The organism is Desulfosporosinus sp. HMP52 (genome assembly GCF_000765145.1).
Classification (GTDB): Bacteria; Bacillota; Desulfitobacteriia; order Desulfitobacteriales; family Desulfitobacteriaceae; genus Desulfosporosinus.
Genome location: NZ_JMGA01000049.1, coordinates 1 through 26,243, shown reverse-complemented (window position 1 = coordinate 26,243; position 26,243 = coordinate 1). Strand labels below are relative to the sequence as shown.

The 26,243-nt window shown below is 42.2% G+C and carries 22 protein-coding genes; 2 read left to right on the top strand and 20 right to left on the bottom strand.

What is annotated here, in order from left to right:
- Positions 1 to 11 precede the first annotated feature (11 nt).
- From DP73_RS16830 to DP73_RS16735, 20 genes are all read right to left on the bottom strand, one after another.
- Positions 12 to 353 carry a type II secretion system protein GspG gene (locus DP73_RS16830; protein ID WP_034601038.1) on the bottom strand — a complete coding sequence of 114 codons (342 nt, stop codon included), beginning with the start codon at positions 351 to 353 and terminating at the stop codon, positions 12 to 14.
- Positions 354 to 732: 379 nt separating this feature from the next.
- Positions 733 to 1,824, bottom strand: a complete 1,092-nt coding sequence (gene aroB / locus DP73_RS16825) for a 3-dehydroquinate synthase (protein WP_205623407.1) — start codon at positions 1,822 to 1,824, stop codon at positions 733 to 735.
- Positions 1,796 to 2,329, bottom strand: a complete 534-nt coding sequence (locus tag DP73_RS16820) for a shikimate kinase (RefSeq protein ID WP_034601035.1) — start codon at positions 2,327 to 2,329, stop codon at positions 1,796 to 1,798. The genes aroB and DP73_RS16820 overlap by 29 nt, the downstream gene beginning before the upstream one ends.
- Before the next feature lie 13 nt (positions 2,330 to 2,342).
- Positions 2,343 to 3,491: a chorismate synthase gene (aroC, locus tag DP73_RS16815; protein ID WP_034601033.1), complete on the bottom strand. Its 1,149-nt coding sequence runs from the start codon at positions 3,489 to 3,491 to the stop codon at positions 2,343 to 2,345.
- 23 nt (positions 3,492 to 3,514) lie between these two features.
- Positions 3,515 to 3,961: a prepilin-type N-terminal cleavage/methylation domain-containing protein gene (locus DP73_RS16810; RefSeq protein ID WP_052090779.1), complete on the bottom strand. Its 447-nt coding sequence runs from the start codon at positions 3,959 to 3,961 to the stop codon at positions 3,515 to 3,517.
- Between the two features lie 17 nt (positions 3,962 to 3,978).
- Complete coding sequence (locus DP73_RS16805; RefSeq protein WP_034601031.1) at positions 3,979 to 4,818, bottom strand: shikimate dehydrogenase; 840 nt, start codon at positions 4,816 to 4,818, stop codon at positions 3,979 to 3,981.
- A 54-nt stretch (positions 4,819 to 4,872) separates the two neighbouring features.
- Positions 4,873 to 5,403, bottom strand: coding sequence for a YqeG family HAD IIIA-type phosphatase (locus tag DP73_RS16800; protein ID WP_034601030.1), 531 nt, complete (start codon positions 5,401 to 5,403; stop codon positions 4,873 to 4,875).
- Positions 5,404 to 5,471: 68 nt separating this feature from the next.
- Positions 5,472 to 6,215, bottom strand: coding sequence for an RNA polymerase sporulation sigma factor SigK (gene sigK, locus DP73_RS16795; protein WP_034601028.1), 744 nt, complete (start codon positions 6,213 to 6,215; stop codon positions 5,472 to 5,474).
- Positions 6,216 to 6,314: 99 nt separating this feature from the next.
- Positions 6,315 to 7,010: an A24 family peptidase gene (locus DP73_RS16790; protein ID WP_034601027.1), complete on the bottom strand. Its 696-nt coding sequence runs from the start codon at positions 7,008 to 7,010 to the stop codon at positions 6,315 to 6,317.
- Positions 7,011 to 7,338: 328 nt separating this feature from the next.
- Complete coding sequence (locus tag DP73_RS22135) at positions 7,339 to 12,675, bottom strand: DUF5057 domain-containing protein (protein ID WP_052090774.1); 5,337 nt, start codon at positions 12,673 to 12,675, stop codon at positions 7,339 to 7,341.
- Between the two features lie 106 nt (positions 12,676 to 12,781).
- Positions 12,782 to 15,259 (bottom strand): DUF2572 family protein, encoded by a 2,478-nt coding sequence (locus DP73_RS16780; protein WP_034601026.1) that lies wholly within the window; start codon positions 15,257 to 15,259, stop codon positions 12,782 to 12,784.
- A 23-nt stretch (positions 15,260 to 15,282) separates the two neighbouring features.
- The gene (locus DP73_RS16775; protein WP_034601025.1) at positions 15,283 to 16,050 is read right to left on the bottom strand and encodes a type II secretion system protein; all 768 of its coding nucleotides are present in this window, start codon (positions 16,048 to 16,050) and stop codon (positions 15,283 to 15,285) included.
- A 4-nt stretch (positions 16,051 to 16,054) separates the two neighbouring features.
- A complete protein-coding gene (locus DP73_RS16770; protein WP_034601024.1) occupies positions 16,055 to 17,416 on the bottom strand; it encodes a hypothetical protein in 1,362 nt (453 codons plus the stop codon).
- 9 nt (positions 17,417 to 17,425) lie between these two features.
- The gene (locus DP73_RS16765) at positions 17,426 to 17,992 is read right to left on the bottom strand and encodes a PilN domain-containing protein (RefSeq protein WP_034601023.1); all 567 of its coding nucleotides are present in this window, start codon (positions 17,990 to 17,992) and stop codon (positions 17,426 to 17,428) included.
- Positions 17,993 to 17,996: 4 nt separating this feature from the next.
- Positions 17,997 to 19,007, bottom strand: coding sequence for a type IV pilus assembly protein PilM (gene pilM, locus DP73_RS16760; protein ID WP_034601022.1), 1,011 nt, complete (start codon positions 19,005 to 19,007; stop codon positions 17,997 to 17,999).
- 61 nt (positions 19,008 to 19,068) lie between these two features.
- On the bottom strand, positions 19,069 to 19,644 hold the full coding sequence (locus DP73_RS16755; protein ID WP_052090772.1) for a DUF4860 domain-containing protein: 576 nt from the start codon (positions 19,642 to 19,644) through the stop codon (positions 19,069 to 19,071).
- Positions 19,616 to 19,981 (bottom strand): prepilin-type N-terminal cleavage/methylation domain-containing protein, encoded by a 366-nt coding sequence (locus tag DP73_RS22130; protein WP_052090770.1) that lies wholly within the window; start codon positions 19,979 to 19,981, stop codon positions 19,616 to 19,618. The genes DP73_RS16755 and DP73_RS22130 overlap by 29 nt, the downstream gene beginning before the upstream one ends.
- A gap of 74 nt (positions 19,982 to 20,055) precedes the next feature.
- Entirely contained in the window at positions 20,056 to 20,505 is a 450-nt protein-coding gene (locus DP73_RS16745) for a type II secretion system protein (RefSeq protein ID WP_034601021.1), read from the bottom strand.
- A 22-nt stretch (positions 20,506 to 20,527) separates the two neighbouring features.
- Positions 20,528 to 21,730, bottom strand: a complete 1,203-nt coding sequence (locus tag DP73_RS16740) for a type II secretion system F family protein (RefSeq protein ID WP_034601020.1) — start codon at positions 21,728 to 21,730, stop codon at positions 20,528 to 20,530.
- A gap of 51 nt (positions 21,731 to 21,781) precedes the next feature.
- Positions 21,782 to 23,467: an ATPase, T2SS/T4P/T4SS family gene (locus tag DP73_RS16735; protein WP_034601018.1), complete on the bottom strand. Its 1,686-nt coding sequence runs from the start codon at positions 23,465 to 23,467 to the stop codon at positions 21,782 to 21,784.
- A gap of 679 nt (positions 23,468 to 24,146) precedes the next feature.
- On the opposite strand from DP73_RS16735, the gene DP73_RS16730 reads away from it, so the two are divergent.
- A complete protein-coding gene (locus DP73_RS16730; protein WP_034601016.1) occupies positions 24,147 to 25,010 on the top strand; it encodes a MoxR family ATPase in 864 nt (287 codons plus the stop codon).
- A gap of 8 nt (positions 25,011 to 25,018) precedes the next feature.
- Positions 25,019 to 26,243 (top strand): VWA domain-containing protein (locus tag DP73_RS16725; protein WP_128751430.1); only part of this gene is annotated, 1,225 nt, incomplete at its 3' end.

Here is a 26,243-nt window from a genome sequence, read left to right as displayed (position 1 = left end):
GCTGAACAAGTTCACTTCACCATAACGTCGCATACTTTTCCGGTGGAATCGAGCTCATACTCCAGTTCCGAATCAAATGGATTGATGGGGATTTTATCCAAATAGGGCCCCTGCCAATTCCTTACACTACCTGGATTATGAACTAAGTGCCTAACACTGCTGGGATAAGTGCCCACATCAATCTTATATAGTTGGGCAGCACCTTCTATTCTTTGGATATTTGCTTGATTGATCTGCTTCTGTACAGTCTTGGTAGCAGAACCGAAATGTTGAGAAAAAGTTGCTAGTAATACTCCCATAAGGAAAAGGACTATCAAAACTTCCCATAAAGTAAAACCGGATTGCTTTCCCAACTAACTCACAACTTTCAACTTAATACACGAATATTACTACATTAAACTTCTTGTTTCTCTATCTATTAAGAAATCCCTCCTACTCTCGACATAACTTTATTAGAACTACTGGCAATTGCTACTCTTCTTGATTTACTACTCGATTACTTCTCAGATAGGCATATTTTTACAGCAATAACGGAGAAAATCTGACAAAGCTCCTTGAGCCTAGCCAGATTTTCTTACTTAAAAGCCTATAATAGTATTTATTCCTTCGAAACAATCAAGAGACCCAGGAATTGTAAATTGTTTTGGGATAGAAGTTTCAGAAGGTATTAATTTAAAACGAGAGTTTGCCATGGTTTACCTTAAATCTGAATAGCTTCCAGGTATGTCTCTCCTATAAGAGAACCTGCTTCCACGCAGATAAAATCTCCGAGTCAGAGCATTCCTTAGATACAAGAGCTTTCCCAATTCCATTGGGAAGAATTAATATCTTTCGGCCGCCTTGATTTTTCTTATCCGCTTGCATTTTGTGCAATAGATTTTGAGGATCCAGCCCTTTAATTTTCGTCAACAAGCCATAAGAATTTAGCAACTCTGTAACTCTATTCACCTCTGCTGAGGTCATTAATCCTTTGGCAAAGGCTAGATGCGACGCAGCCACAATGCCAACGCTGACCCCTTGTCCATGAGTTATACCTCGGTAATCCATCTCAGTTTCTATGGCATGCCCGAAACTGTGTCCTAAATTTAGCAGAGCACGAATCCCTTGTTCTCGTTCGTCTTGAGAAACAATTCTTATTTTAACAAGTGAGGAGCGGGTTACCATTTCGCTCCAAATCAACCTATCCCTTTGCTTAATAGGTTTTTGTTCATTCTCAAAAAACTGAAAAAGATCCCCGTCGGCAATCAAAGCGTGCTTGATACTTTCAGCCAAGCCATTCTCCACTTCTTCCCAAGGCAAGCTTTCCAGAGTTGAAAAATCTGTCCAGACTGCTTGGGGAGGATAAAAGGCACCTAAAATATTCTTGCCAGCGGGATGATTTACAGCCACCTTTCCACCAATACTGCTGTCTACCTGGGCTAACAGGGTGGTAGGAACTTGAATTAAGCGAATACCTCTCATGAATACACTGGCAAAAAAGCCGGCTAAATCTCCGATAACTCCACCGCCCAGAGCAATAACCAGGGATTTGCGATCTGTGCCATGGCCTAAAGCTTCTGCCGTGAGCTGACTTAAGCGATTCAGGGACTTTTCCTCTTCTCCAGCTGGGACAATAAGGAGATTGATACGGTAATCCTCTAAACCCTTCATTAGTCGTTTAGCGTAAAGATCTGCAACGACTTGATGGGAAACTATCAAGATATGCTCTATATCGTCGAATTGATGGTGTAGGTATTCCCCCAGACCCTCAAGAGATGCCCCCAGATACACGGGATAGGGTTTATCGGACGCTATTTCAATCTTTTGCTGCATCTCTAAGCTCATCGTTCATCACCCTCTCTAGCAGAAGAAGAATCTCTTTGACAACTTCATCTACGGTTTTTTGCGATGTATCCACTACATAATCCGCCTGGGCATACACCTTTTGCCTTTCAGACCAAAGCTTTTCAATGGCTTCTCTGGGGCCTTTAAGGAGTGGGCGGTCATTCTTGTGCCCAATCCGACTAAGAATCGCCTCTAAAGAAGCATGGAGGGCAATCACAATTCCGTTTTTAGCCAAAGCACTCAAATTGATTGGATTTAAGACAGTTCCGCCTCCCGTTGCAATTACAAGTTGTTCCTGCTGACTAAGCCTGGTAACGACAATACTCTCTTCTGAACGGAAACGAGTCTCCCCATGCCGACGAAAGATTTCGCTGACACTTAAACTGGTTACTTCTCCAATCTCACAGTCTGTATCTACAAAGTTCCAAGAAAGTGACTGAGCCAAGCGCTTCCCAACCGTACTTTTGCCGGTTCCCATAAACCCAATGAGAACAATGTTCCGCATGGAGATCCTCCTCTCACTTTTGTCGTAAATATGCTTGATACTCCTGCCAAGCATTTTCTAGTTCGATATAACTATCTGCTGAAAACTTATCCAGAACCGCTTCTGCAATGACCCAAGCCACTACGTGTTCTAACACGACTAAGGCCGCCGGCACGGCACAGACATCGGAACGTTCAACACTTGCCTTTACCACTTCTTTGGTATCTAAATGTACCGTTTCTAAAGGCTGATAAAGGGTGGGAATTGGTTTCATAACCGCTTGAAGAATGATTGGTTCTCCGTTGGTCATGCCACCCTCTATTCCGCCGGCATTGTTGGAAGCCCGGGAAAAACCCTTACCTACTGCATAACAAATTGGATCATGAACCTTAGAACCCATACGGTCACCTGCCTCAAACCCTAGGCCAAAGGAAATACCTTTAATTGCTTGCACAGAAAGAACCGCTTGGGCAATCTTTCCGTCTAATTTTCGATCCCACTGTACATGAGATCCTAATCCTGCCGGAAGATGATGAACCTGTACTTCCAGAATTCCACCTAGTGATTCCCCTTGTTCTCGAGCCAAGATTAGCTGTTTGTCCATCTGCTCTTCAGCCTCCGGGTCGCCAACGGACCACTCCGATTGTTCCACCCGTTGCCAATAATCCGCCTCATCAGTAAATTTGGCATGAACACCACCTACTCCACGGACATGTCCGCGAATTTCCACCCCTAAGGAATCCAGCATCTGCCTGGCAATATTCCCAGTGGCTACCCTCATCGCTGTTTCTCTGGCGCTCGCCCGTTCGAGGATATTCCGAACTTCAGTACGATATTTGAGGGATCCCGTCAAATCAGCATGTCCAGGACGAGGAGTCAGAACTTTTCGGCTCTCAAAGTCAGCCTCATCCCTCCAGGTCATAATTTTCTCCCAGTTCTCCCAATCGCGGTTGAGAATCTCTAAAGCAATTGGAGCTCCTGTACTCAATCCACCCCGCACTCCGGATACAAGCTGGACTTCATCTTGTTCAATGGTCATTCGACCGCCTCTGCCCGGGCCTTGTTGACGCTTTCCGAGAGCCTTATCAATGTAAGCCTTGGAAATTTTCATTCCCGCGGGAAGGCCCTCGATAATTCCTACTAATTTCTGACCGTGTGATTCCCCTGCCGTTAAAAACCGCACTTTTCGTCTTCCCCTTCTATGTCCTACTTCTCCCGAATGCGCATACCTACCGGGGCCACAATGACACTTTTCTGTTCACTCAAGGAATTTGTCAAAGTGATCGTTGTCCCCACACTTCGTCCTAAAGCATTAAAGGTTAGATCTCCCGGGTTCCCTAAAAAACTGATGCCATCTTTGAAGTAGACGTTTTTTATTAATTTGCCTTGCTTAAATATTTGGTAATGGTGATCCCCTGCTTGGTAATAAAATTTAACGGCGTACCAATTATTTTCAGCCATTGCCGCCTGCCGAGTATCCCGTATATCTTCTAACAGCTGAGTTGCTTGAAAAGCTAAGTGCTGTCTTTCAAAGTTCATGGGAAGCTTGATGAGCAAGTAAAAGCCCGAGCCTGCCAAAAGGATCAGAACCAGCAGTATCTCCAGCAGAGTGAATCCCTGCTCTCGGCCCCTGACTTTTAATGCACTCACCATACATTCATCCTTTAACTCTATTCTTTATAAAACATACCCTGGAAAAGCTGATTCTTAAGGGCTTGCCTCATTGCATCAAGGGGGGGCTGTTCACCAAGCCAAAATTCCCAAGCTAATGCACCTTGATAGAGAAGCATTTCCAGACCATTTTGGGTGCGGCATCCTAACTTCTTTGCTTCTCTCAAAAAACTGGTTTCCAGAGGGTTAAATATAATATCGACAACCAGAGCCTCTTTATTAATCCCTTCAATCGAAAAAGGAAAGGGTTCTTTATTCAGCCCTACGGAGGTAGTCTGCACCAAAAGATCTAGGTTTTCCAGCCAGTCTCCCGGCTCGAACTCTCCAAAGGTCGCTGTTCCCCCCACGCTTTGAATGATTTGAACCAAGTTTTTTGCCTTTACAGGATTCCTATTGAGGATGTGCAAATTCATCCCCTGCTGGGCCAGAGCCATAGCAATACCTTTACCGGCTCCACCTGCACCCAGTAGAACTGCTTTTTTCCCTTTTAAACCTCTAAGGTCATTTTCTACGGAACGAACAAATCCGTTTCCATCTGTATTGTGTCCAATCAAGCGACCATCCTGGTTTTTTACAGTGTTGACTGCTCCAGCCTTCTCTGCTTCAGGGGTTAGCGTATCCATGAAGGAAATAATAGCTTCCTTATGTGGCAGTGTCACATTCCACCCAGCAAAGCCCAAAGCCCTAAGACCTTTTACTGCCTCTTCTAAACAGCCCTCTTCTACTCGAAAGCGCTGATATTCTGCGTTAATCCCTAATATCTCATACCCAGCATTATGCATGGCAGGAGAGAGAGAATGCTTGATTGGATTACCTATGACTGCAAAATGCTTTTCCACGAATAACCTTCCTTTATATAGCGAAAAAGGAATGGCTAAGCCATTCCTTAATGCTTAATGAATTTTCGGGCTGAAGGGCTTCGCAGACGCGAAATGCTTCATAATCCAAACGAGCACCTTCTCTATTCGACGCATAATCCGGGTTCCGACAAACTCACGATCATTAATGGGGGTGACTAAAATCGTATATAACCCAAGACGATTTCCGCCTAAAATATCCGTAAATAATTGATCTCCGATAACTGCAGTATCCTTTTGGCTTGTTTCCAGGAGCTTCATTCCTGCCCGAAATGCTTTGCGGCGGGGCTTGGTGGCTCCGAAAACAAAAGGTATCCCTAATTGATCTGCTACTACAGCTACACGCTGCCGTTTACTGTTATTCGACACCACACATGCTCGAATTCCAGCTGCTTTAACCTTCTTAAACCAGGTTTCCACTTTAGGAGCTACTTCTAAATTATTCCATGGGGTCATAGTATTATCTAAGTCTATGATTAGCCCGCGAATCCCATCCCGACTAAGCTGTTCTACAGGAATGAGATCGAGGGAATTAGCTTGATGCGTCGGTTGAAAATACTCTAACATAGAATCCTCCAAAGTGTGTAAGTTTCTATCATTATACCTTAGAGAATGCCACAAGAGCAAGTAACGGACTATCTATTTGGATCAATCTTTGCCATCTCTTCCATTAATTTTTGAATGGCTTTCTTTTCGATGCGCGAAACATATGACCTGGAGATTGCCAGAGCTTTGGCAATTTCCCGTTGAGTCCTCTTGGGACTGTTCATTAATCCGTAGCGCAATTGAAGAACGAGTTTTTCCCGTTTGGTCAGCTTTTTGACAAGTTCGAGTAAAGCTTTTTGCTCGGATTCATTTTCAACCTTTAAGGAAATATCCTCTTCATTAGAACCTAAGACATCAATAAGGGAAATTTCATTTCCCTCTTTATCCATGCCAATTGGATCATAGATCGAAACTTCACCCCGGGATTTTTTTAAAGATCTTAAATGCATCAGAATCTCGTTTTCAATACAACGGGCTGCATAAGTGGCCAGCTTGGTTCCTTTATTGGGATCAAAGGTATTGATCCCTTTGATTAGACCAATCGTCCCAATGGAGATTAAATCATCTCCATCTTCCCCAGTGCCATCGAATTTTTTTACGAGATGAGCAACTAAGCGCAAATTGTGCTCCACTAAGGTATTGCGGGCATTCTCAACCTCCTGAGTTAAGGTGAAAGGTTCGGTCTTACTTTCACTAAGGATTTTTAAATAACGCGCTTCGTCCTGCTCATTTAGGGGTTGGGGAAAGGCGTTATTATTGATATACGAGACAAGTAAGGTGACTCCCTTTAGAACTGAGAGAGCTATGCTAACAAAGAACAGTTCTGCGATCAAATTCTCCACTCCTTTCGCATGGTATTCTAATACCTATGCTTAGAAGTTGGAGATTTTGCTTATCCACTAAAAGATAAATCTCTAACTGTTATCAAACCGTTAATAGTACCAAAAGTTATGCAAATACCAGTAGGCAATGTCCCATCCCCACATCACGGTAATAAAGACTCCTATAACAATAAACGGGCCAAAGGGAATAGTACTCTTCCTGGTTGCTTTCCCTAGAAGAATTAGCAATAGGCTGATCATCCCCCCCAGAACGACGGAAATAAAGAGCGCCAGCAGGGTCATTCTCCAGCCGAGAAACAGCCCGATGGGGGCAAAGAGTTTTACATCTCCCATGCCCATGACTTCTTCCGTCTTATAGAGCAGTGAGCCGAAGAATGAAACTGCTAAGAGAAAGCCCGAACCGGAGACCATTCCGAGTAGTGGATTCCACCATAAATGATCGGAATAAATGAGAAATGGTCGGAAGAGGTTATAAATAAAAACCACTGTTCCCCCAAACATGGCTATGATTACAAGTTCATTGGGAATGATCTGGTGCTCAAGATCTATGAAAAAGATTATGATTAGGATGTACATTAAGAATGTGAAGGCCGCAAAATCTGGTGATAAACCATATTTAGAAAATAAGAATACCGGAACAAATCCTGAAATTAACTCAACCCAGTAATACCTCCTTGTGATATTGCCCTGGTTGAGGGGAATTCGCTGAATACAGATATTAAGAATTCGGCTTAAAGATAGCCCCACGAGAAAGATAACAATGTAAATAAAATCAAAATCTTTCAAACTAATCAGGCCTTCCCCAGTTAAAATTATTTAGGGTTTGTTAACCAAACCCTTTTGCCCTCTATGGCAACTAGAATTTTACGATTTACCGCCCCAGTATACAACTCAGACTTCGGAAAATCCCAGCAAGTCTGGGAGCCTTCTCCTGGACTTCTACCAAGAATCTTATGCGCGTAAGATCTTGGTACAAGCCCTAAGAGTGGGCGAGCCTCGGAAAGCTGAGTAATAGTTTAAAAAGCCTCCCCTAGAGAGCTTGTACCGTACATAATGCTCTTCTAAAGGAGGTCTTTTTTTAAAATAATTGTATCTTTAAGAAAAGCTCCAATTATTAATGATACTTTGGTGAAGTTAAGACAAAAACTTTAACAGGTTGGGGAATCTCATCAATGCAAACCTCTGTACTGCTTCCTACCGGTTGCACGGAAGTCTTATCTGTTAAAGAAACAGTGTAGGTATCCCCCTCTTTCATCCCCGATCCAATAACAGTTACCGTAGTATAGATGGTATACTTTCCGCTAGGGAACTGGGTTGAGCCGCTGGGAAGCAATTTCCCGGGATTCTGGGTATCCGCAGTAAAGCTAATCTCTTGATCCCTTCCTTCGATTTCACAAAAGACCTTAGCCACTTCAACTTTTGTCGTGCTGCCATAGCTGTTCGTCAAATCGACCTTAATAACAGCTACCGGTCTCATTAACGTGAATCCGACATTCATTTGCAAAGCAGCATTTATCAATGTATCCATCTGATAAGTACCGCCTCTGGTGGTTAAGCTGGGATCAGCAAGTATAGACGTCACTTTAACTGTCAGGGGAGCAGATGAGGCACCGATATCTTCGACGGATTCCGTATTGGCATCCTGAGCAGAGGTTTGTCCGTCAAGCCTTATAGTAAAACTTTTCCCTGACTGCATGGTTCCGTCTGTCATGGTGACTGTGGCTTCAATTCTATAGGTGCCGCTGGGGAAAGTACCTGACTGACCGGAGGGTAAAATTTTCCCTCCTCCGCCTGAAGTAAAGCTGATGGGTTGATCATTGCACGTGACTTTATTGATCACAACACTGGCCGTACTGTTAAGCAAATCATGATTGATGATCAGATCCAGATACTTGACCGGCCGTGAAAGTTTGAGTCCCATAACTGTTTGGAAAGACTCTCCTAACATTGTCGTCATCTGGTTTTTTCCATCCGGGGCTGTCAGAAGGGGATCAGTCAGCAAGGTTCCTCCCATAGTAAACTCAACACTCTTTGTAAAGCCACTAGTGGATAGACTTGTTACTATACCGGAACTGCCTTCTACTATAGTCCGACCTGCAGGAACTTTCTTAATTTTCACCGTATAATCTCCGCTGCTTAAACCTGTAAAGGAATAGTATCCGCTTGAACCTGTTGATCCTTCAGCTATTGTGCTTTCGCCTTTGATAAGTACTAAAGCTACACCGGTTATAGGCCGACCCTTTTGATCTTTAACAGTTGCCCCAATAGTTCCTGACTCCACTTTTGTACTGGTTGTGGTAGGATTGGGCTGAACTGTGCTGCCATTGACTTTGTATGTCAACTGGTTCGATATTAGATAGGTTCCAGCCGTTTCCGGATTTCCTAGAGTACCAAAGGTTACAGAAAAACTCTTTGGCTGACTGCTCCAGGAAGGGCTGGGGCTGAATTGAAGATCCGTATAACCGGAGGAATAGACATCGGCTTTAGAATTATCCGGCTTTGTAAGGACTCCCTTTAGATTAACATTTGTAAAGGTCTGACTTACTCCCGTTGCTTGGGCAGTTAAGGTTACCGGAAACGTCAGTGTATCTCCGACAAGGCAAGTTGGAGGAATAGAACTTGAAACAGTAATGGAAGGGTTATTGATGCAATTTATGGTAATTTCCTTGCTGGCTTCCGCATTATAATTGTCGTAAGCTACCACTTTAATTTTATACGTTGAAATGTTTGAACTGACGGTTGGAATACTGACCGATTTTGCTTCACCGTTAACCACTCTGGAATTCGGGTCTGACGCGCTGAAATGCTGTACATTTTGATAGGCACCATTGTCTGCGGACAGGTAAACATCTGCATTGAGATATGGGTCGCTATCATCAATATCTGTTGCAGTGAAGGTAAAATCAATACTGGGCAGGGTTTTTGAAATCGTCATATTATCACTGATTCCGTTGACCTCAAGAGTTGGCGCATGATTGGCCCCTCTGGAAGCTTTGATCATGGTATTAACAAACATTTTTTCTTCATCAATGGTAGTGTTGCCGCTAACGTTGCTGTGACCCGTACCGGAATAAGTGATGGTTCCCTTAGTGTAGGTATAATAATCGTTTCTGCCGTCCCCTTGATTCTTATAAAGAGAATTATCATTCAAGGTATAAACCGGAACAACATCCGGATCTTCTAAATCGAGCTGGAACCACTGGTAATGCGTTGTTGCAACCGGAATATCGCTTAAGATAAAGGGGAATTGAGTTACCAGGTTTTCATTAACTTTATAGGATTTAGTGGTGGTATCCAAGCCGACCCTTGAACCGGTTTTAAAACGATCCAGCAGGCGATTAGCATAACCATAGGTATACTTGTTAGCTGTAGGCATCCCGTCATAATGACGTGCAGCATCCGGCATTTCACCGGGCAGATAGTACCTTTGCTGTCCAACAAGCTTTCTAAATCTGTCAGTTAATTTGTAGGTGCCGGGAAAATCCGCGGCATCTATGGGCAGATGATACTGGATTGTATCATGGGTAAACATAACGCTTTGGTTAGTATCAATGAAACTCTGCAAAGCACTGATGGCCTTATCATTAAGGTCGCTTCCGCCATAGCTGTCATTGAACCCCAATATTGCCATGTCATAATTACCATTTAATACTGTGGGAGCATTTTTAATAACTCCATTTACTTTCGCTGAAACCGGTTTGGGAATTTCTCCGGCATTTAAATTAGCATAGGCAGAATTAAAGTTTGCCACACTCATCTCTGTTACTTCAATATTGTATACCTTATCTTTATACAATAAGTTGACATATTTATTAGTACTGGGATCTTTAATATTACTTAAGCTGTAAACAGAAAAGGTATTTCCGCTAGGCAGCAGCTGCAAAACCCGTACTTTCAGCTCTCCCCCGCTGTTCGCTGCTTTGAAAGCCGTGGTGCCGACCTGAAAGGTCTTGGCCCCTGTAGATTTATTAGTAATTTCCAGTTTCCAGGGTTGTAAACCTACAAAGCCATAAGCGGGATAATTGATGCTGCTTGAGACTTTTGCGCCGGTATAATCCTTTTGAGTCACAATCTCGGAAGTTGAAAAGATACCATCCCCATTAAGGTCAATATACAAATTGACCTGCATTGGGGAATTGTTTAAATTGCTAATGTCATAGGCATAACCTAAATACCCTTCATTAGAGTAACTGGCATCGCTTCCATCATATTGATCAGGCTGATTGGTTAAGGTAAGGATGGGGCGTTTGGCTGCGCTGCCGTAGCCGGACAATGCTGTTTTCAGATTTGCACTTTTGTTTCTGCTGGTATCCACAGAAACAAAGTTATACGTATTAATCAGTGGAGAAAAATTATTATAGAGCTTGTAGGTTATCCCCAAATCAAAAATACTTTTATCAAAGATGGTAAGCTGTTTTGAAGTGATGAAATCCTTCAAAGTATCTGCTCTACGGTTTGTAATGTCATTTTCACTATAGTATTCCATGGAATTGCTGCCTGACCCATTTCTCGTTGGGGTTTCACAGATAGGAAGATAACTTGCGGCTTTGCCCAATGAACTGTACTGAGCACCTCCGGAGGTGTTGTTACCCACATAGACAATATCGTATTGCCCATTAATTTCATCGACTTTACTTATGAATTCTGCCATAGACATGGTGGTAATTAAAATCGTACTATTGGGAAAAGTTTCTGATAAGAGAGTCGGCAGGTCATAGGTTGTTCCCGGCTGTACTTCCAGGACTTTTAGGACAGCAGGAGCCATGTCAGGTAGTGTTGTTACAGGCAAGGCTGCGGACTGAGCAGTTTCTCCTCCCGCATTAACTGCAGATACGGTAAAGGAATAAAGTGTTGCTGCTGTTAAACCGGGGATTAATGCTGAGTTTGTTGTGGGGCTTGCACATTGAGTTCCACCCTTGTAAACCTTGTAGGATGTGGCTCCCGGGGTTGCTGTCCAATTAAGAGTCACAGAGGTTTGAGTTATTCCCGTAGCTGTTAAACCTGTTGGAGGCGTGCTGTCGCAGACGGTGACAGTCAGGTTCTTGCTGCTGCCGTCGCTGAAGTTAAAGGTCAAGTTAGTGGTTCCCATAGACTGGGCAGCAAAATATTCTTTTTTAAGAGTAACCTTGCTTCCGCTGACTGTATAATTTGAACCGGCGGTCAAGGTTGTACTGCCGTTCTTCACACTGCTTAAGGTCTCGCCATATAAGGTCATGTCTACGGCTTTATCACCGTAGTTAACATTTGTGCTATTTTTATCAAAGGTTAGTGTTGTTGGGCTGATGCTGGGCTTAAGGACGCTGAAAGTCACGGAATTTGAAGCTCCGCCGTTAGCTGCAACCCCTTTAATTGAGTGACTGCCTTCTGACAATGCTCCTATGTTATAGGTCGCCTTGCTACCGTTTGTCCCAGTATTGATAGTAGCAACTGGACTGGCACTATTATCGAGATATACCGCCACGTTCTGATTGTACATATCTCTATTATTCTCATCCTTGACTCGAAAATTTGCCGAGGTGGGATTCGTTGATCCTGGAATCAAGGTAATTCCAACACTATTTGCTCCCTGGGTATAGGTTCCTGGGTCTGGGTCCAGCCCGGAACTAACATAGGTGTCACTGAAATACCACTTCTTGATATCTATATTTGCGCTATAGTCACCTGTTGATCCAGAAAAACCCACATAAACATCTTGATTCTGTATATTACTGCCGACATTTTTGGAAATCGTGCGGTTAGAGTTTGAGCTTCTTGTGGCAGACTTTCCATAGGTTGCTTTCAAATTGGTTCCATCGTAGTCAATCCAGACATTAATATCACCATTTCCATAAAGATCGCCTGGATTCGAATCAATCACATCGTTATTGGCAACAGCGTGGGTATTGTCTCCATTTTTAACAATCGCCACATGGTTGTCATTTTGATCATAATAGGTCTTACTTGTTGAGCTATCAAGTCCAGTATTTTTCCAAATATCAAACTCTACTCCCAGGGAATTAGGAACGCTTTGGAAACCTAATCCTGCACCATAGTTTCCCACCATCGGTTCCGAGTTACTTTGAATAACAAAGGCCAGGCCATCTGCTGGAGGTGTTGATCCGTTATTCATATTCATGACAAAATATGTACTAAAACCGCCGGTAAGCTTTACTTTATTGCGCCTGACTACTACCCCCTTCTGATTACCAGTGCCCGGCGCAACACGCAATACACCTGCTGAAGTAACCGACGCATTCCCCCTCGACCACAATAGTGTCGTACCATTGTCCCCAGCCACATTAGTTGAATCAAATTGATTAAGCTCAACAACTATCGGGATGGCAGTCTCAGTTGCTCGTGTTTGGAGGGGAAAGGATGTGGCAATAAGCATAATAAACAAAAGAATACTTACAATTTTTAATACTTTGCTTTTCTGAAGTCTGGCTGTCCCTTGAAAAAATGACTTACTCATAAGATAAAACCTCCCTTCCAAAATGAGAAAATTTTCTCCTGTCTTTACCGCTATTTTGCTTAATAATCTTTACAAACTCTATATAATACCAATTTTACCATAAAAGCTATTGGTGTTGCTCCTTCCATTCTAAAATTTTGTAGCGTATAACATCTTTTCTCACTGCTCCATCATAGGCTGGAGCTGTATATTGAACATAATAGGCGGGTAATTCCCCCCTGTTTCCTGGTGCAAAAAAGTCCCTAATGACGGAATAAGACTGTAAGGTCGCCTTTATGACATCTTCGTTATAAGTTACTGTGGAACTTCCAGACACCATAACATTACCTTCACAGATAATGGTGCCGTTAAATTTTCCGCTCCCTGTAATGTTCAGATTTCCTTCACAATAGATGATTCCACTTTTATCGCCATCACTTAGGTCCAGTGTGGTAGAGGCCGCCTGACTGTAGACAAAGGCATTAGGCGTAGCGGTGGGGCTTCTATACACCCCTTCCTCTGAATCCAAAGCACTTTTATCCACAAAAACCCCTTCAAAGATATCCTCGGGATCCAATGCTTCTGTGGTACCCAATTTTTGGGTCTTGGCCTCGAATATAGAGGCCAGGCATCTTTTATATTTCCCATAGGCATTTTGATTATCGATATAATTTGCGTAGGTATCGTATGGATCGTACACCGTTAAGTAAGGAGCACTTCCAGTGGTTGGATCCGCTTGATGTATGAGTGCAGTTCCCAGGGAGTATCCATCAATAGGAGAGGTTACTAAAATATTTGATACTACATTCTTGCCTTTCAGAAAATCCACCAACTGCTTAATTTTCGGCTCCAAAATATCTGAGCCGGACTGACCTTCATCTTCCCCTCTCATGAAGTAATAGGAGTGAATTTTGGTTTCATCATAGGGATCAGGCTTAGGGTTTTCTGTGTACTGGTCGTAATAATAGTTATAGCCTTCAAGAGGATTAATTATAGCTGCCATATAAGCACTAAAAATATCCGTATTACTGGCACTGATGCTTTCACCCGTCTGATAATAGATATCATCACTCCAAGTAAAGAATTCTTTTCCCGCCTTCTTTGATCCATTGTACTTTGCAAAGGCTGTGCCTGGGATAATAAAATTCCCCTTCAAAGTGATTGTACTTTCAGTACCCCCAGTTGATTTCAGAGGAGTATTATTAATTATTGAACTGCTGGCATTAGGATTTCCTGCAGCGTCCGGTGTAGAATTCACACCTATAACATTTTTTGCCACGGTGATTGTGGAATTTAGTCCGTCCATACGGATATCATTATAGGTCGTTACATTGCCATCCACATTTATCTCTCCATTTGATATCGCTTGATCTTCTTGATTGGGATAGTGCTCCTCAACAACAAGACTGTTGCAGTAGACATTCCCGCCTGCTCCGTCTTGATAAACCAAGGGAATGGATTTGCTGCCCGCAAGCAAATGCCCTTCAATATAATCTGTAACCTGTCCTGAGGATATACTGCCGGCAGCTGCTAAGTCAAAAAACAGGTTAGGATAAGGACCGTTTTCGGAGAAAATATTATTCTTCATAGTGTTCATTGTGTCTTTCATCGTTGATGGATAGTTATTAACATAAATTTTAGAATTACTGTCAATGACATGAAGATTTCCTTTTGAGTAGACATTTCCGTTAATATTAACCTCTGCACCTCGGCTGTATATCCCCTTATCTGTAACCACATCATCCCTAATGGGAAGACTTTCACTACGATCCGCGGCAAAGATGTCTCCGTTAATAACCAGTTTCGAGGCAGATCCTTCAAAGCCGATATTTCCCCCGGCTGTAATCGCATTGGCCCAAACCGGATTGCCTTGGTAAGGGATGGATTTTGTTTGTTCTTGCACCTCATAGGCCGGGAAACGCACATCCACTTTAACCGAAACCTTTTTGCCCTTATAATCGCCGGGATTAAGGGCACCTATTGTGTCATAAGCCGTCGCCGAATTAAAGGCGACCACAAGATTGCCTTCATCCAGCACTTCTGTACCTCCGTCCCCATCTGAAAAAAGCGCTGACTGATAGTTACCGGGATTAGGATCGTTTAAATAGACGACTTGCGTATACCCGCTTTTGAACAGGCGCTGGGAGGCATAGTAGTAATACAACCTCTTTACGGTATCATTCATGAAGGATTTCAGTTTGGCCTGATTATTCGGCTGACTCAGATCCTCCTTGCCGTCTATATCGGCTGAGATATCCGTCCATTTCCCATTAAGATACTCCTGGGCAGACTGAGGAACTTCCAAATCTTCCGGAAGAGGGGCCGTATCCGGATACAGATAATACTGGCCGGACATATAAGCTTGTGCCTTGCTTTCAGCGTCCTGCAGTAATGAGTTTAAACGATCGACTTTAGCCTCCACGTTCTTGTCCAGAACATAATAGTCTTTTGACCAATTCCGGTATTTCGTACTCATCTGGATATTGGCTACGCTTGTCATCAACGAAGCCGTCCCAAAGGCTGTTAGGATCATAATGATGGAAAGGGCCATAAGCAGGGCATTTCCCTTTTCACTTTTTAGATGTTGACGTGTCCAAAAGCGCATAATCTGCTCCTTCATCTCTCGAACTAATGATACACATACTCATCTGCAGAAAAAGTGAACATATAATAGCTCACGTTTTTCACTAATTTTGAGACCTCTAAATTCAGGTTATATTTGGCAGTAGCCGAACTGGTGGGGTCGATATCAGTGATACTCAATTGTCCGGATACGGGATTAAAGTCAATGCTTTGGCCAGATTCCTTTTTAAAAAAGTAAATAGCTGTTTCCAGATTTGAGTTATTGGTTACATGAATTTCCCGCAAGTTTACGCCGCCAGTGCTATACTCTACTTTAATAGGCAGGATGTTGTTTTTTATCCTTGAACCTTCCTGTTCTGCCAGCAGTTCTAAGGTGGTCTTATGCTTACCGCAGTATATTACCCCAGCAGGAGTGATCTCAATATCCCAATCTGCATAGGGACCAAGATCGATGGTCCCAACAAAGTTGGGGAAATAGCCGGTGCTATTTCCAGACGTATTCAGAGGCTTGGTAACTGTACTTTCTGTTTTGATGACAGACCCTGTGGGAATCTCTCCAGATTCAGGAGCAGGCAGCCAAGCGCCGTTCTTATTGAAGTACCTAACTTCTGTGGGATAGGCTTCGGGATTAGATTTAAAGCTTTCAGCTTGCCCAACAGCAATGGTATGGGCCAAATCCGTAAGCTCAGCTTCTCGATTGACATAACTCGTTGTTATAAACAAACGGAAAAGAGAAGTTGAAACAATCGCCACCACAGCCAAGGCGACTATCACTTCAACAAGTGTAAATCCTTTATCTTCCTTGCTGAACAACAAATCACCTACTTATCGTTACACTACCGGCTTGAGTTCCCAGCTTAAAGCGGGGAACCTGGAGATCATCATTAATAACCTTAATCTCTAAAGGATAGTCGGTCTTGTTTTCCACATCCAGGGTTAGCCCCACCTTATCCTGTTCTCCTTTGCGGGGCTGGGATATAACCTCCAAGCGAAGCTTGCCTTCATCTATCGCGATTGAAGCGTTTTTGTTTTCAGCACGACCGCCCAAAGAATAGGAATAAGTCAGGTTCTCCGGACTTCCGCTGACCGCAAGTTTGCCCTTAATCACATCATTGCTGTTACTGTAGAGTTCTGTGCCGTTGCGAGAATAGTCCCCCATAATAACTTTAGGTGCATTGTCGTCGAAGGTATTGAGTAAGAGATAGAAATTCGGAGCGTATGATTTTATTGGCTCAGGGCCTTGAACTACTACCGTCGGATCAGTAACTTTATCTAAAAAACCTGAATAAGGCAGGAAGGGATTAGCCTTACCCTCCGTTTCAGGGGTGTCCATTGTATAAGTGCTTTCATCCTCAGGAGTTACGTATCCTACATACTGAAGCTTAAGAGATCCTTTCAAAACATTTCCTTCTCCTCTGGCAGTACTTATCTCCTTAACAATTATCTTCTGTTCGCTCTTTTCCAAATCACTGATGAAATTATATAAAGATCCATAACTTCCTGAGAAGGCAATATCGACATCTTCCAAGATAACCATATCCGCCGATAGATTTGGTTTGGCTGAGATTTTTTTATCATCAGAACCAGCGGACGCAGTTCCTTGACCACCATTTTGAACATCACCAGCAACACTCGTTGTTGTAACGACTTTTTTTTCATCCTGTGGTTCAGAGGAAGTTTTTCCGGCCTCATAATCCTTTTTGCTGACATACGAAATAGTGCTTAGAGAGAGTCCGTTTATCTCCAGTTCTCTTTCCTTAGCCAATTTATTAAGTACCAGTACAATTTCCTCTTGAGGGATTTCATAAGGGATAACTTTAGTTAAGGTGCCATATTTATAATCCAATAGTTTTAGATTTTCAAGATACTGATCTTTTTGGCCCATATCCTTTTCAAAATTTGCAGCAATTAACTGCTTAGCCTCATAACTAATCTTAAACTTGGTATAATCCTGCCATGTAGGACTTATAAGCAGATTGTACAAGCCATATCCTTCCAATCCTACAAGTAAAGCCGATAATAGAATAAAATCTTTCTTGGAAAGACTAAGTGAGGATGATCTCGAACGTTTAATGTTAACCTTTTGTAAGAATCTCGACATAGTCTTTTTAGAAGGCTTTTTGGACTCGAGTTTAAAACCAAGATTCTTAAATTTAGATAAATCGATATTAAACTTCATAGCTTTTCCTCACTTTTTCAAAGTCAAAAGAATTGAGAAATTAAACTCTGTAACACCAAGCTGATTTGTTTGAGCGTTTTTATTGGTGGAATTACTCACATTACTTAGATAAACATCACTAAACAAGCCATTTCCCTTCAGTTCGTGAACGAAAAACGCGATACTATCCACATCTTTTGCTTTCCCCATCATATTTAATTCTCCAGTTTGACTAATAGCGTAGTTGACAATAAAAACATTCTCTGGCATAACGCTGGAAATGCCCTCGAATATTCTTGTATTAATTTTAGACTGAGAAGCTACTAAATCTACCATTCCAGAGAGTTTGTTGATTTTTTCTTGTTTGGCAGAGCTTTTTTTCTTTAACTCAATGACTGGAGCTGCTTCCGCTATTTTCTGTTCAATTGCCAACTCTTTTTTTTCCAAACGGGTATGAAGAAAGGTTAGAATCCCATAACCAAACAACCCTAATACTAAAACAGCTATAATAGCTATTCCGAATTTTCGACTCATTCCGGAGTTTTGTCGTTCCCTCTTCTGTTGCTGAGTCTTTAAAATCAGATTAATATCCTTCAAGACACTAGTCCTCCCTCAAAGCCGCGCCAATCGCCGGCATCAATATAAAAAACTTATCTGAGACTTCAAGGGGAATACTATCGGATTGAGCTATATTGACAGGCGTCCTGAACATACCACTGAAGTAGGTCTCCAGACCAGGAAAATTACTGCCTCCGCCGGTAAGACAAATCTCTTTAATCCCATCCGGCAGCTTACTATACCTTATATAATCCAGGGTTTGTCTCATCTGTTCCTCAACCGAGGAATACCCCAGTCGAAGACAGGAATCTAACTCCTCCTGGCTTATTGACAAAGTCTTATACCCTGACTGCCTAGCTGCTTCCGCTTCCTCCATGGTGATCTCGAAACGGTTGACAATCAAACTATCAACAAAGGATCCTCCGCCTGAAACACTGCGGCTTAGAATTAACTTCCCATCAACTAAAACATTAACCTGTGACATGGCATAACTGAGATCTACTATTAAAACCGAATCCCCCTGCATCGGGGGATGAACAAAGTGATTATAGGTTTTAGCCAGAGTATTGGCGTTGACATCAACATATTTTAGGTTAAGGCCGGAATCGGCAAACATCTCAACATAGCTATCTACAATTTGTTTCGGGCAGGATGTACTAATACCATTAAGACGATCATTTGTTTTGGTATATATCTTGAAAGCTGTAGAGTGAGTTTGGATCATATCCGGAAAACTCTGAGCTAATTCAAACTGGACAGCAGGTTCGATTTCTTCATCTTCAAGAGCAGGCAAATTAAGCTCTCGAAGCATAATACCGGAAGAATGAATTGTGACAGCAATCTTTTTCGCCGTTAACTTAAACTCGCTGATTGCACTCTTGAGCATATCCAGAACGGCTTCCCTATCTCGAATCAAACCGTCTGACACACTCCCCGGTGGGGTAGGAACAATTGCCCAGGCTTTAATTTCCGGCTTAGTTCCTTGCTTAAGCAATGCAAATTTTGTCAAACGCGTTCCGATATCTATACCTAGAACTTTGTTATCCCCGAACATGATCTTCCTCCCGGCCTTAATTTCTGATTTTATTTCATGAGACAGACGTTAGCCCTGCCCCTTAGTTTTCTGAGGGTAAGTTTTGTTGCGGAGATCTTAGGGTAAGATCTTCATTTAAGTGGATTGTTCCATCCTTAGAGGTGATTTCAATACGAATTGTCGTTGGCATGCTTGGAACACTAACTAATTTCTTTATAGTAAAGTTACTCACATCTGCTATGTCAGAGACCGAGGTTGATGTGCTGGTAACAATAAGCTCTTTTAATTTACCGGTAGTAGTGTCAATATAAATCCAATAGGATCGATTAGAGTTACTGGAGTCAGCGATAGTTAAGGCTCTGTACAATTTGCCATCTACAGTTACATTAGCAATATTAATATTATTCTTTACATCATTTTGTCTAATTCTCATAGTTATGTATGACATAGCTAGTCTTGAATTACTTTGTTCTTCCATGATGGCATTAGCGTTTCTGTATAGCTTTCCACCTGTATTCATCATTGTAAGAAGGGTTGTACCTAAGATGGCCATTATGGCCATGACAACGATTAATTCTGCAAGAGTATAGCCTTTTATGTACTTTCTTTCCATAGGTGTTTCGCCCGTATCACTTAACATGGAGCGAACTAATTTCATACATTTCAACTCCATCAGGGCCTACGTAAGGGCCCGTATACGTTAAAGGATCAGTATTGGGATACTTTGATATATTTAGGGAGACACCAGTTTGGCTGTACAATTCATCCTTTAGCATCGATAGGTGAAGTGGAATTGGGGATTTAAGGTATGTTCCTGTGAGTGCGTAATACTGTTTCAGTGCTCTATTAACAACGTATTCGTGCCTAGATCGATCATTTTCTCTTGACATATCCTTAGCTCTTGCGAGACTTGGATATGCCCCAGACGCCAGGATCCCTATAATAACAAGTACAATTAAGATTTCAATTAATGTGAATCCATTGTTCTTAGGCATGATAATTACCCCTTTAGATAGGAGGTATAGTTGTATTTTTAATTAAGATACAACTATACCTCATGTGAATTCTTTTATGGATTTACAGTAATATCGCCATTCGCATCACATGTAACTGTAACCCCACTCTTTTCATATTGAAAAGCTCCATTTGTAATTTCAGTAGTATCTGCTGTCATATCTACACCAGCTAAAGTCTCTATTCTTCCATTGAAAGTCGGTGAATTGTCATATATATGACCTGCGTCTCCCGATGTTTGAACTCGAAAAGCAGTACCACTATCTGCAGAAATTGTTGGCCAGTCTCCATCATCACTGCTTGCAAAATAAGTTTCAGCTAGCGTTCTAATACTTTTGGCCTCAGCGATTGCCGCAGACTCTCTAGCATCAGTCGTAAATCCAAAAAATCTAGGCAACATAACCCCTGCCAAAATTCCAATAATAGCAATAACCACAATTAGCTCTACAAGCGTAAAGCCCTTTTGCTTCTTTTTTAGCTTGTCCAATCGTTCTCTAATTTTCATTTCTTTTTACCTCCTTCAATTATTATTGTACCGACTGCATAATGCTGACCATTGGCAACATCATTGCCATAACCACTGTTCCTACGACCACTGCCATAATCACGATCATGGCAGGTTCAAGCATGGCCGTCAGTTTCTCGATGGCTTCCTCCACCTCCTCATCGAAGAATCCAGCTGTTCTAGTTAACATTTCGTCCAATTGTCCGGTGGCTTCTCCTACCTCGATCATATGAATTAGCATAGGTGGAAACACTCCCATCTTCTTAATGGAACCTGATATCCCCTTGCCCTCCATAACTTCATCCCGGCATTCGGTAAACTTGTGTGCAACCAACCGATTACCCAGCAAATCATTCATGATTTCAAAGGAACGAATAATTGGTATGCCACTTTTAAGTAAAATCCCCATACTTCTCGCGAATCGAGCAGTGATTACTTTTACGACGGTTGTTTTAATCACCGGGGCTCGTAATTTTAAAGAATCCAACCAAAACCTAAATTCATCATTTTTGGAAAGAACCCTTAGCCCTATTCCTCCAAGTGTAACAATAGCAAATATCAGAACTACATTCTTAACCATAAAATCGCTCATCCCCATCAGGATTTTGGTCAAGGCAGGCAGTTCCCCTCCCATTGACTGCAGGATATTAGCAAAGGTGGGAAGAACTTTGACCATCAGCAAGGTGACCACACCAATCATCAGAATCAGAAGAATCATGGGATAAGTCATGGCACTTTTGATTTTACGGCGGAGCTTGTTCTCTTTTTCATAATACTCAGCCAAGCTGATCATAATGGAGTCTAAGGTACCACTCGCTTCACCCACTTCAACCATGTTTATCATAAAATCCGGAAAAACCTTGGGATGAGCCTGCAGAGTACTGGAAAACAGATTACCTCTTTGGAGTTGGTCGTGGACATCTTCTAAGGTATCCCGAAATTTCTTTTTTTCTACCTGATCTCGCAATATGGCTATAGCCTCGACAATGGGAATCCCAGCATTTAGAATAACCGAGAATTGTCGACAGAAAAGGGAAATATCTTTCATGTCAACTCGTTTGAGCAATTCGCCAAAGCTGTATTCTTTTCCTTTAATCTGAGCATCAATAAGAAAAAAGCCTTGGTCGGACAACATAGCCTTAAGAACGTCTATGGACGCAAATTCTTGAGTACCCGTGAGTTCTTCTCCATTTAACTTTTTGGCCCTAAAGGTATATATAGGCATCCTCTTTTATTACCTCTTTTCGAGAATCAGAAGTGTTTATTGTTATATAGACTAATCTCTGGCGTAGACTGTACGAACCATTTCATTAATACTAGTCACTCCATTGATAACAAGCCTCTTACAGTTATCATAAAGGGGTACCATGCCGTTCTTAACGGCAAGGGTTCTTAATTCATCAGCATTAGCACCTTTTTCAATAATACTGCGCATTTTATTATCTAAGTATAAGACCTCATGGATGGCAATACGGCCTTTATAGCCAGTATTATTACAAGCGGGGCAACCTGTTGGTTTATATAATTTCACAACGTTTGGATCCCGCAGGATTTTTTTCTCACGCTCATCTGCCAGATAACCTCTTTTGCAAGAGGGGCAGAGCTTGCGCAGAAGCCTTTGGCTTATGATCCCTATAGTCGACTCCGCTACCAGATAAGGAGCAATTCCCATATCTACTAAGCGTGTCAAGGAGGTCGGAGCATCATTAGTATGGAGTGTGGAAAATACTAAGTGACCGGTTATAGCTGCCCGGACTGCGATATGAGCCGTTTCTTCATCCCGCATTTCCCCAATCATGATAATATCCGGATCCTGCCTGAGAATGCTTCTCAAGCTGGAAGCAAAGGTTAATCCTGCTTTTGAATTAACTTGAACTTGGTTAATACCCAACAAGGTGTATTCCACAGGATCTTCAACAGTTACAATATTTTTATCCACGGTGTTAAACTCTTTTAAAATTGTATAAAGAGTAGTAGATTTCCCACTTCCTGTAGGACCGGTTAAGAGGACGATTCCATAGGGCATGCTGAGAATCCGGTTAAGAATAGCATTATCATGATTAGTAAAGCCAATCATACTTCTGTTTAAATCAAAGTTTTTCCCATCAAGAATCCGAATTACTATTTTCTCCCCGAATACCGTAGGCAAGGAGGAAACCCGAAAATCATAGCTTCTTCCCCCGACCTCCATTTCGTTCCTTCCGTCTTGAGGAATTCTATTTTCAGCAATGTTCATCCCCGCCATTATTTTGATGCGAGTGCACACTGATGAGTATAAGCTCTTAGGGATGGCCATACTGGCCACTAAGACCCCATCAATTCGATAACGAACCTTTACTTCCTTTTCAAAGGGTTCTATATGTATGTCACTCGCCCCAGAAGTAATGGCCTGATTAAGAATTGAATTGGTAAGCCTTACTGCCGGAGCGCTCTGAACTTCATCAATGATAGCTTGATCGTACTTGCCGTCAAGTTCAACCTTGTATTCCTTTTTCAAGTCTTCTAAGGCCTTATCGGTAGATTGTTTGCTGAAATAAAGTTCGATGGCCTTTTCAATAGCCTCAAATCCTGCAATGCAAGGTTGAATCGTCTTTTGAGTAATAAAGGAAATGTCGTCTATGGCGAAGATATTGAGAGGATCGCTCATGGCTACTTGCAGTTTGCCATCTTTTTCACCAAAGGGAATCAGATTATATTTTTTAGCCACTTCTTTCGGGATGCATCTAGCTACCTCAGGATCAATAAAGGCTTTGCCAATATCGAACCGTTCGAGAGAAAGCTGCACAGCGAGAGTATCCATGATTTCTTCTTCTGTTAGAATGTTACGCTCAATAAGGATTTGCCCCATCCGTTTTCTGGACTTTCCTTGTTCAGCTAACACCTCTTCTAGCTGAGCCTGTGTAAGCATTCCTGCTCCCATTAAGAGTTCGCCCAGCTTTATTTTCTGTTTAGGCTTTTCCATACACTCTTACTGACACCTTTCCGTTGCAAGCTTTAAGTTACCCCCCAAGGAACACGGATTGACTAATTCTCTCTTTTATGGATTCAGGCACAATATGTAATTAAAACAATAATAGGTATATTATAGCATAAAAAATATTTAATATTAATGGAAAATATCCTCAAACGGCTAGTGTAAAATTTAACTTGTCCCCAAAATAATCTTAAAACATGCATTTTTTGACAAAGTTAGCTAGGACTTTTGGTCTATAGTCCATGGGACTTTTGACCTATGTTAATTCATAATAGTATAGCTAAAGCCATGAATAGTCAATAGTTCTGCAACTTAATACATCTCTAAATACTCTAATTTGTTATGGAAACAACTAATAATTATTGAAGATATCCTATATGTTAAAACTAGTTAACGTTTGTAAGCAACTAAATTTAATTATTATACGCTAAAGTAATCTTCGTACTCTTAAGTCAGTTCTCACAGCAAGATTGAGGATTTATTTCCATTTTTTGTAATTTAATGTTAGTTTGATGCTGCTCTTAATCAATGGAGAAAAGAGGGATTGACTTGCTCCGATACCTCACACTTTAAAGATTCAATAGTCTGATAAATTATTGCCCAAAAGCCTCCAAATAGTGGTATTATGTTGATACAAGTTTAATCATAACGGGGAGGAAACACCTAAATGACCGATGAGCTAATCTATCAAGGTACTGAGGATTACATAGTTTCCAAGGATCTGAGCAATAGTGTCAATATCTCAGTCGCTTTAAAAAGACCTCTTCTGATAAAAGGAGAGCCGGGTACAGGGAAAACCGTTCTGGCCGAGAGCATCGCCCGTTCCCTGGGCCTCCGCTTATTAGTCTGGAATATTAAATCCACCACTAAAGCCCAAGATGGACTCTACGTCTATGACACAGTTCAGCGCCTCTACGACAGTCAATTTGGCGGGCAAAATGTATCCGACATCAAACAGTATATTAAGCTCGGAAAACTTGGCGAAGCCTTCCGGTCCGAGGAGCGGGTGGTACTTTTAATCGATGAGATAGACAAAGCTGACTTGGAATTCCCTAATGATCTGCTTTGGGAATTGGACGTTATGAATTTCTATATCCCTGAAACCGGAGAAACCATTGCAACCATACATCGCCCCATTGTGATTATAACAAGCAACGCAGAAAAGGAGCTCCCGGATGCCTTTTTACGCCGCTGTGTATTCCACTATATCGACTTTCCCGATCAAACAATGATGGAAGAGATTGTTCATGTCCATTTCCCCCAATTAGATACTATCCTCCTTGCCGAGGCCTTAAAGTCCTTTTATTGGCTGCGCAGTGTCTCAGGCTTACAGAAAAAACCCAGTACCAGCGAACTTCTCGATTGGGTGCAGGCCTTAACCATCGGAGGAATTGATCCTGATAAGATTGCCAAAGAGATCCCTTTTCTCGGAGCGTTGTTAAAGAAGAACCAGGATTTCGATCTTGCCTTAAGGCAGCTGCACTTGCGTGAGACAGATGGCACGTCCCGTGCCAGCAGACGTGGCTGGTAGAATGGCCTATGTTTACACACTTTTTTTATCAATTGCGCCGAGAAGGGGTTCCCGTTTCTATCACAGAATGGATCACCTTAATGGAAGCCCTGGCCCAAGGCTTAGCTGAATCAAGTCTTTCTGGGTTCTACTATCTGGCTCGAGCCGTCTTAGTTAAGAGCGAAAGTCATTTTGACCAATATGACCTGGCCTTTCAAAAGTATTTTCAGGGGATAGCAACCCCGGAACAGTTATTGGATCAGGTTTCAAAATGGATGGAAAATCCTCTGCCCGCTAAAATGTTCTCTGAAGAAGAACGCAACGAAATCTTGAACAAATTAGGCTTGCCCAATTGGGAAAGTCTTAAGGAAGCTTTAGAAGAACGTATACGCAAACAAGACGGGCCTCATCACGGCGGGAATACCTGGGTAGGAACAGGGGGAACTTCCCCTTTTGGGCACTCCGGCTTTCATCCTGGGGGCATCCGCATAGGAGGGGAGTCCCATGGGCAATCTGCGGTGAAAGTGGCCTCAGAGCGAAACTACCGAGAGTATCGCAACGACAAAACCTTAGGTGTACGCCAATTTGAAGTGGCTTTACGCAAATTGCGCCAGTTTAGTACTCGTATTGATGGAGCAAAAGATCAGCTTGATCTAGAGGATACCATTGATGAAACCTGTAAGAATGCCGGTCAACTAAAGCTTGTTTGGACGAGGCCCCGCAAAAATGCGGTAAAACTTATTGTCTTAATGGATGCCGGGGGCTCCATGGCCCCTTATGCTCAAATATGCAGCCAATTGTTTTCAGCAGTCCATAGATCTTCTCACTTTAAAGATTTGAAGTTTTATTACTTTCATAATTGTTTTTATGATTCACTCTACCTAGACGCCGGTTGCAGCCCCAGAAGAGCTGTCAAAACCTATGATCTCATGCATTCCCTGGGTTCAGATTACAAGGTTATTATTATTGGGGATGCTGCTATGGCCCCCAGCGAACTCACAATGGTTGACGGCAATATCTTTTGGGATGTTGGCAACGAAGAACCGGGATTTACCTGGCTGCAGCGCTTAACTAAGAATTTTCCGTATAATGCTTGGCTTAACCCTATACCCGAAAAATATTGGGATCGGGTTCACGGCTCTCACACCATAAAAATGGTAAGCAGTGTCTTTCCCATGTATGAGTTAACCTTAGAAGGACTTGATCAAGCCATCAGAAAATTAATGGTTCGGAAATCGGGTAGGAGGCTGATCA

What these genes read in the sequence shown, in the direction of transcription:
- aroB (WP_205623407.1), bottom strand. Translation starts at nt 1,824, where the DNA reads ATGAGCTTAGAGATGCAGCAAAAGATTGAAATAGCGTCCGATAAACCC.
- DP73_RS16820 (WP_034601035.1), bottom strand. Translation starts at nt 2,329, where the DNA reads ATGCGGAACATTGTTCTCATTGGGTTTATGGGAACCGGCAAAAGTACG.
- DP73_RS16810 (WP_052090779.1), bottom strand. Translation starts at nt 3,961, where the DNA reads ATGGTGAGTGCATTAAAAGTCAGGGGCCGAGAGCAGGGATTCACTCTG.
- DP73_RS16800 (WP_034601030.1), bottom strand. Translation starts at nt 5,403, where the DNA reads ATGTTAGAGTATTTTCAACCGACGCATCAAGCTAATTCCCTCGATCTC.
- DP73_RS22135 (WP_052090774.1), bottom strand. Translation starts at nt 12,675, where the DNA reads ATGAGTAAGTCATTTTTTCAAGGGACAGCCAGACTTCAGAAAAGCAAA.
- DP73_RS16780 (WP_034601026.1), bottom strand. Translation starts at nt 15,259, where the DNA reads ATGCGCTTTTGGACACGTCAACATCTAAAAAGTGAAAAGGGAAATGCC.
- DP73_RS16770 (WP_034601024.1), bottom strand. Translation starts at nt 17,416, where the DNA reads ATGAAGTTTAATATCGATTTATCTAAATTTAAGAATCTTGGTTTTAAA.
- pilM (WP_034601022.1), bottom strand. Translation starts at nt 19,007, where the DNA reads ATGTTCGGGGATAACAAAGTTCTAGGTATAGATATCGGAACGCGTTTG.
- DP73_RS16755 (WP_052090772.1), bottom strand. Translation starts at nt 19,644, where the DNA reads ATGAAATTAGTTCGCTCCATGTTAAGTGATACGGGCGAAACACCTATG.
- DP73_RS22130 (WP_052090770.1), bottom strand. Translation starts at nt 19,981, where the DNA reads ATGCCTAAGAACAATGGATTCACATTAATTGAAATCTTAATTGTACTT.
- DP73_RS16745 (WP_034601021.1), bottom strand. Translation starts at nt 20,505, where the DNA reads ATGAAAATTAGAGAACGATTGGACAAGCTAAAAAAGAAGCAAAAGGGC.
- DP73_RS16740 (WP_034601020.1), bottom strand. Translation starts at nt 21,730, where the DNA reads ATGCCTATATATACCTTTAGGGCCAAAAAGTTAAATGGAGAAGAACTC.
- DP73_RS16735 (WP_034601018.1), bottom strand. Translation starts at nt 23,467, where the DNA reads ATGGAAAAGCCTAAACAGAAAATAAAGCTGGGCGAACTCTTAATGGGA.
- DP73_RS16730 (WP_034601016.1), top strand. Translation starts at nt 24,147, where the DNA reads ATGACCGATGAGCTAATCTATCAAGGTACTGAGGATTACATAGTTTCC.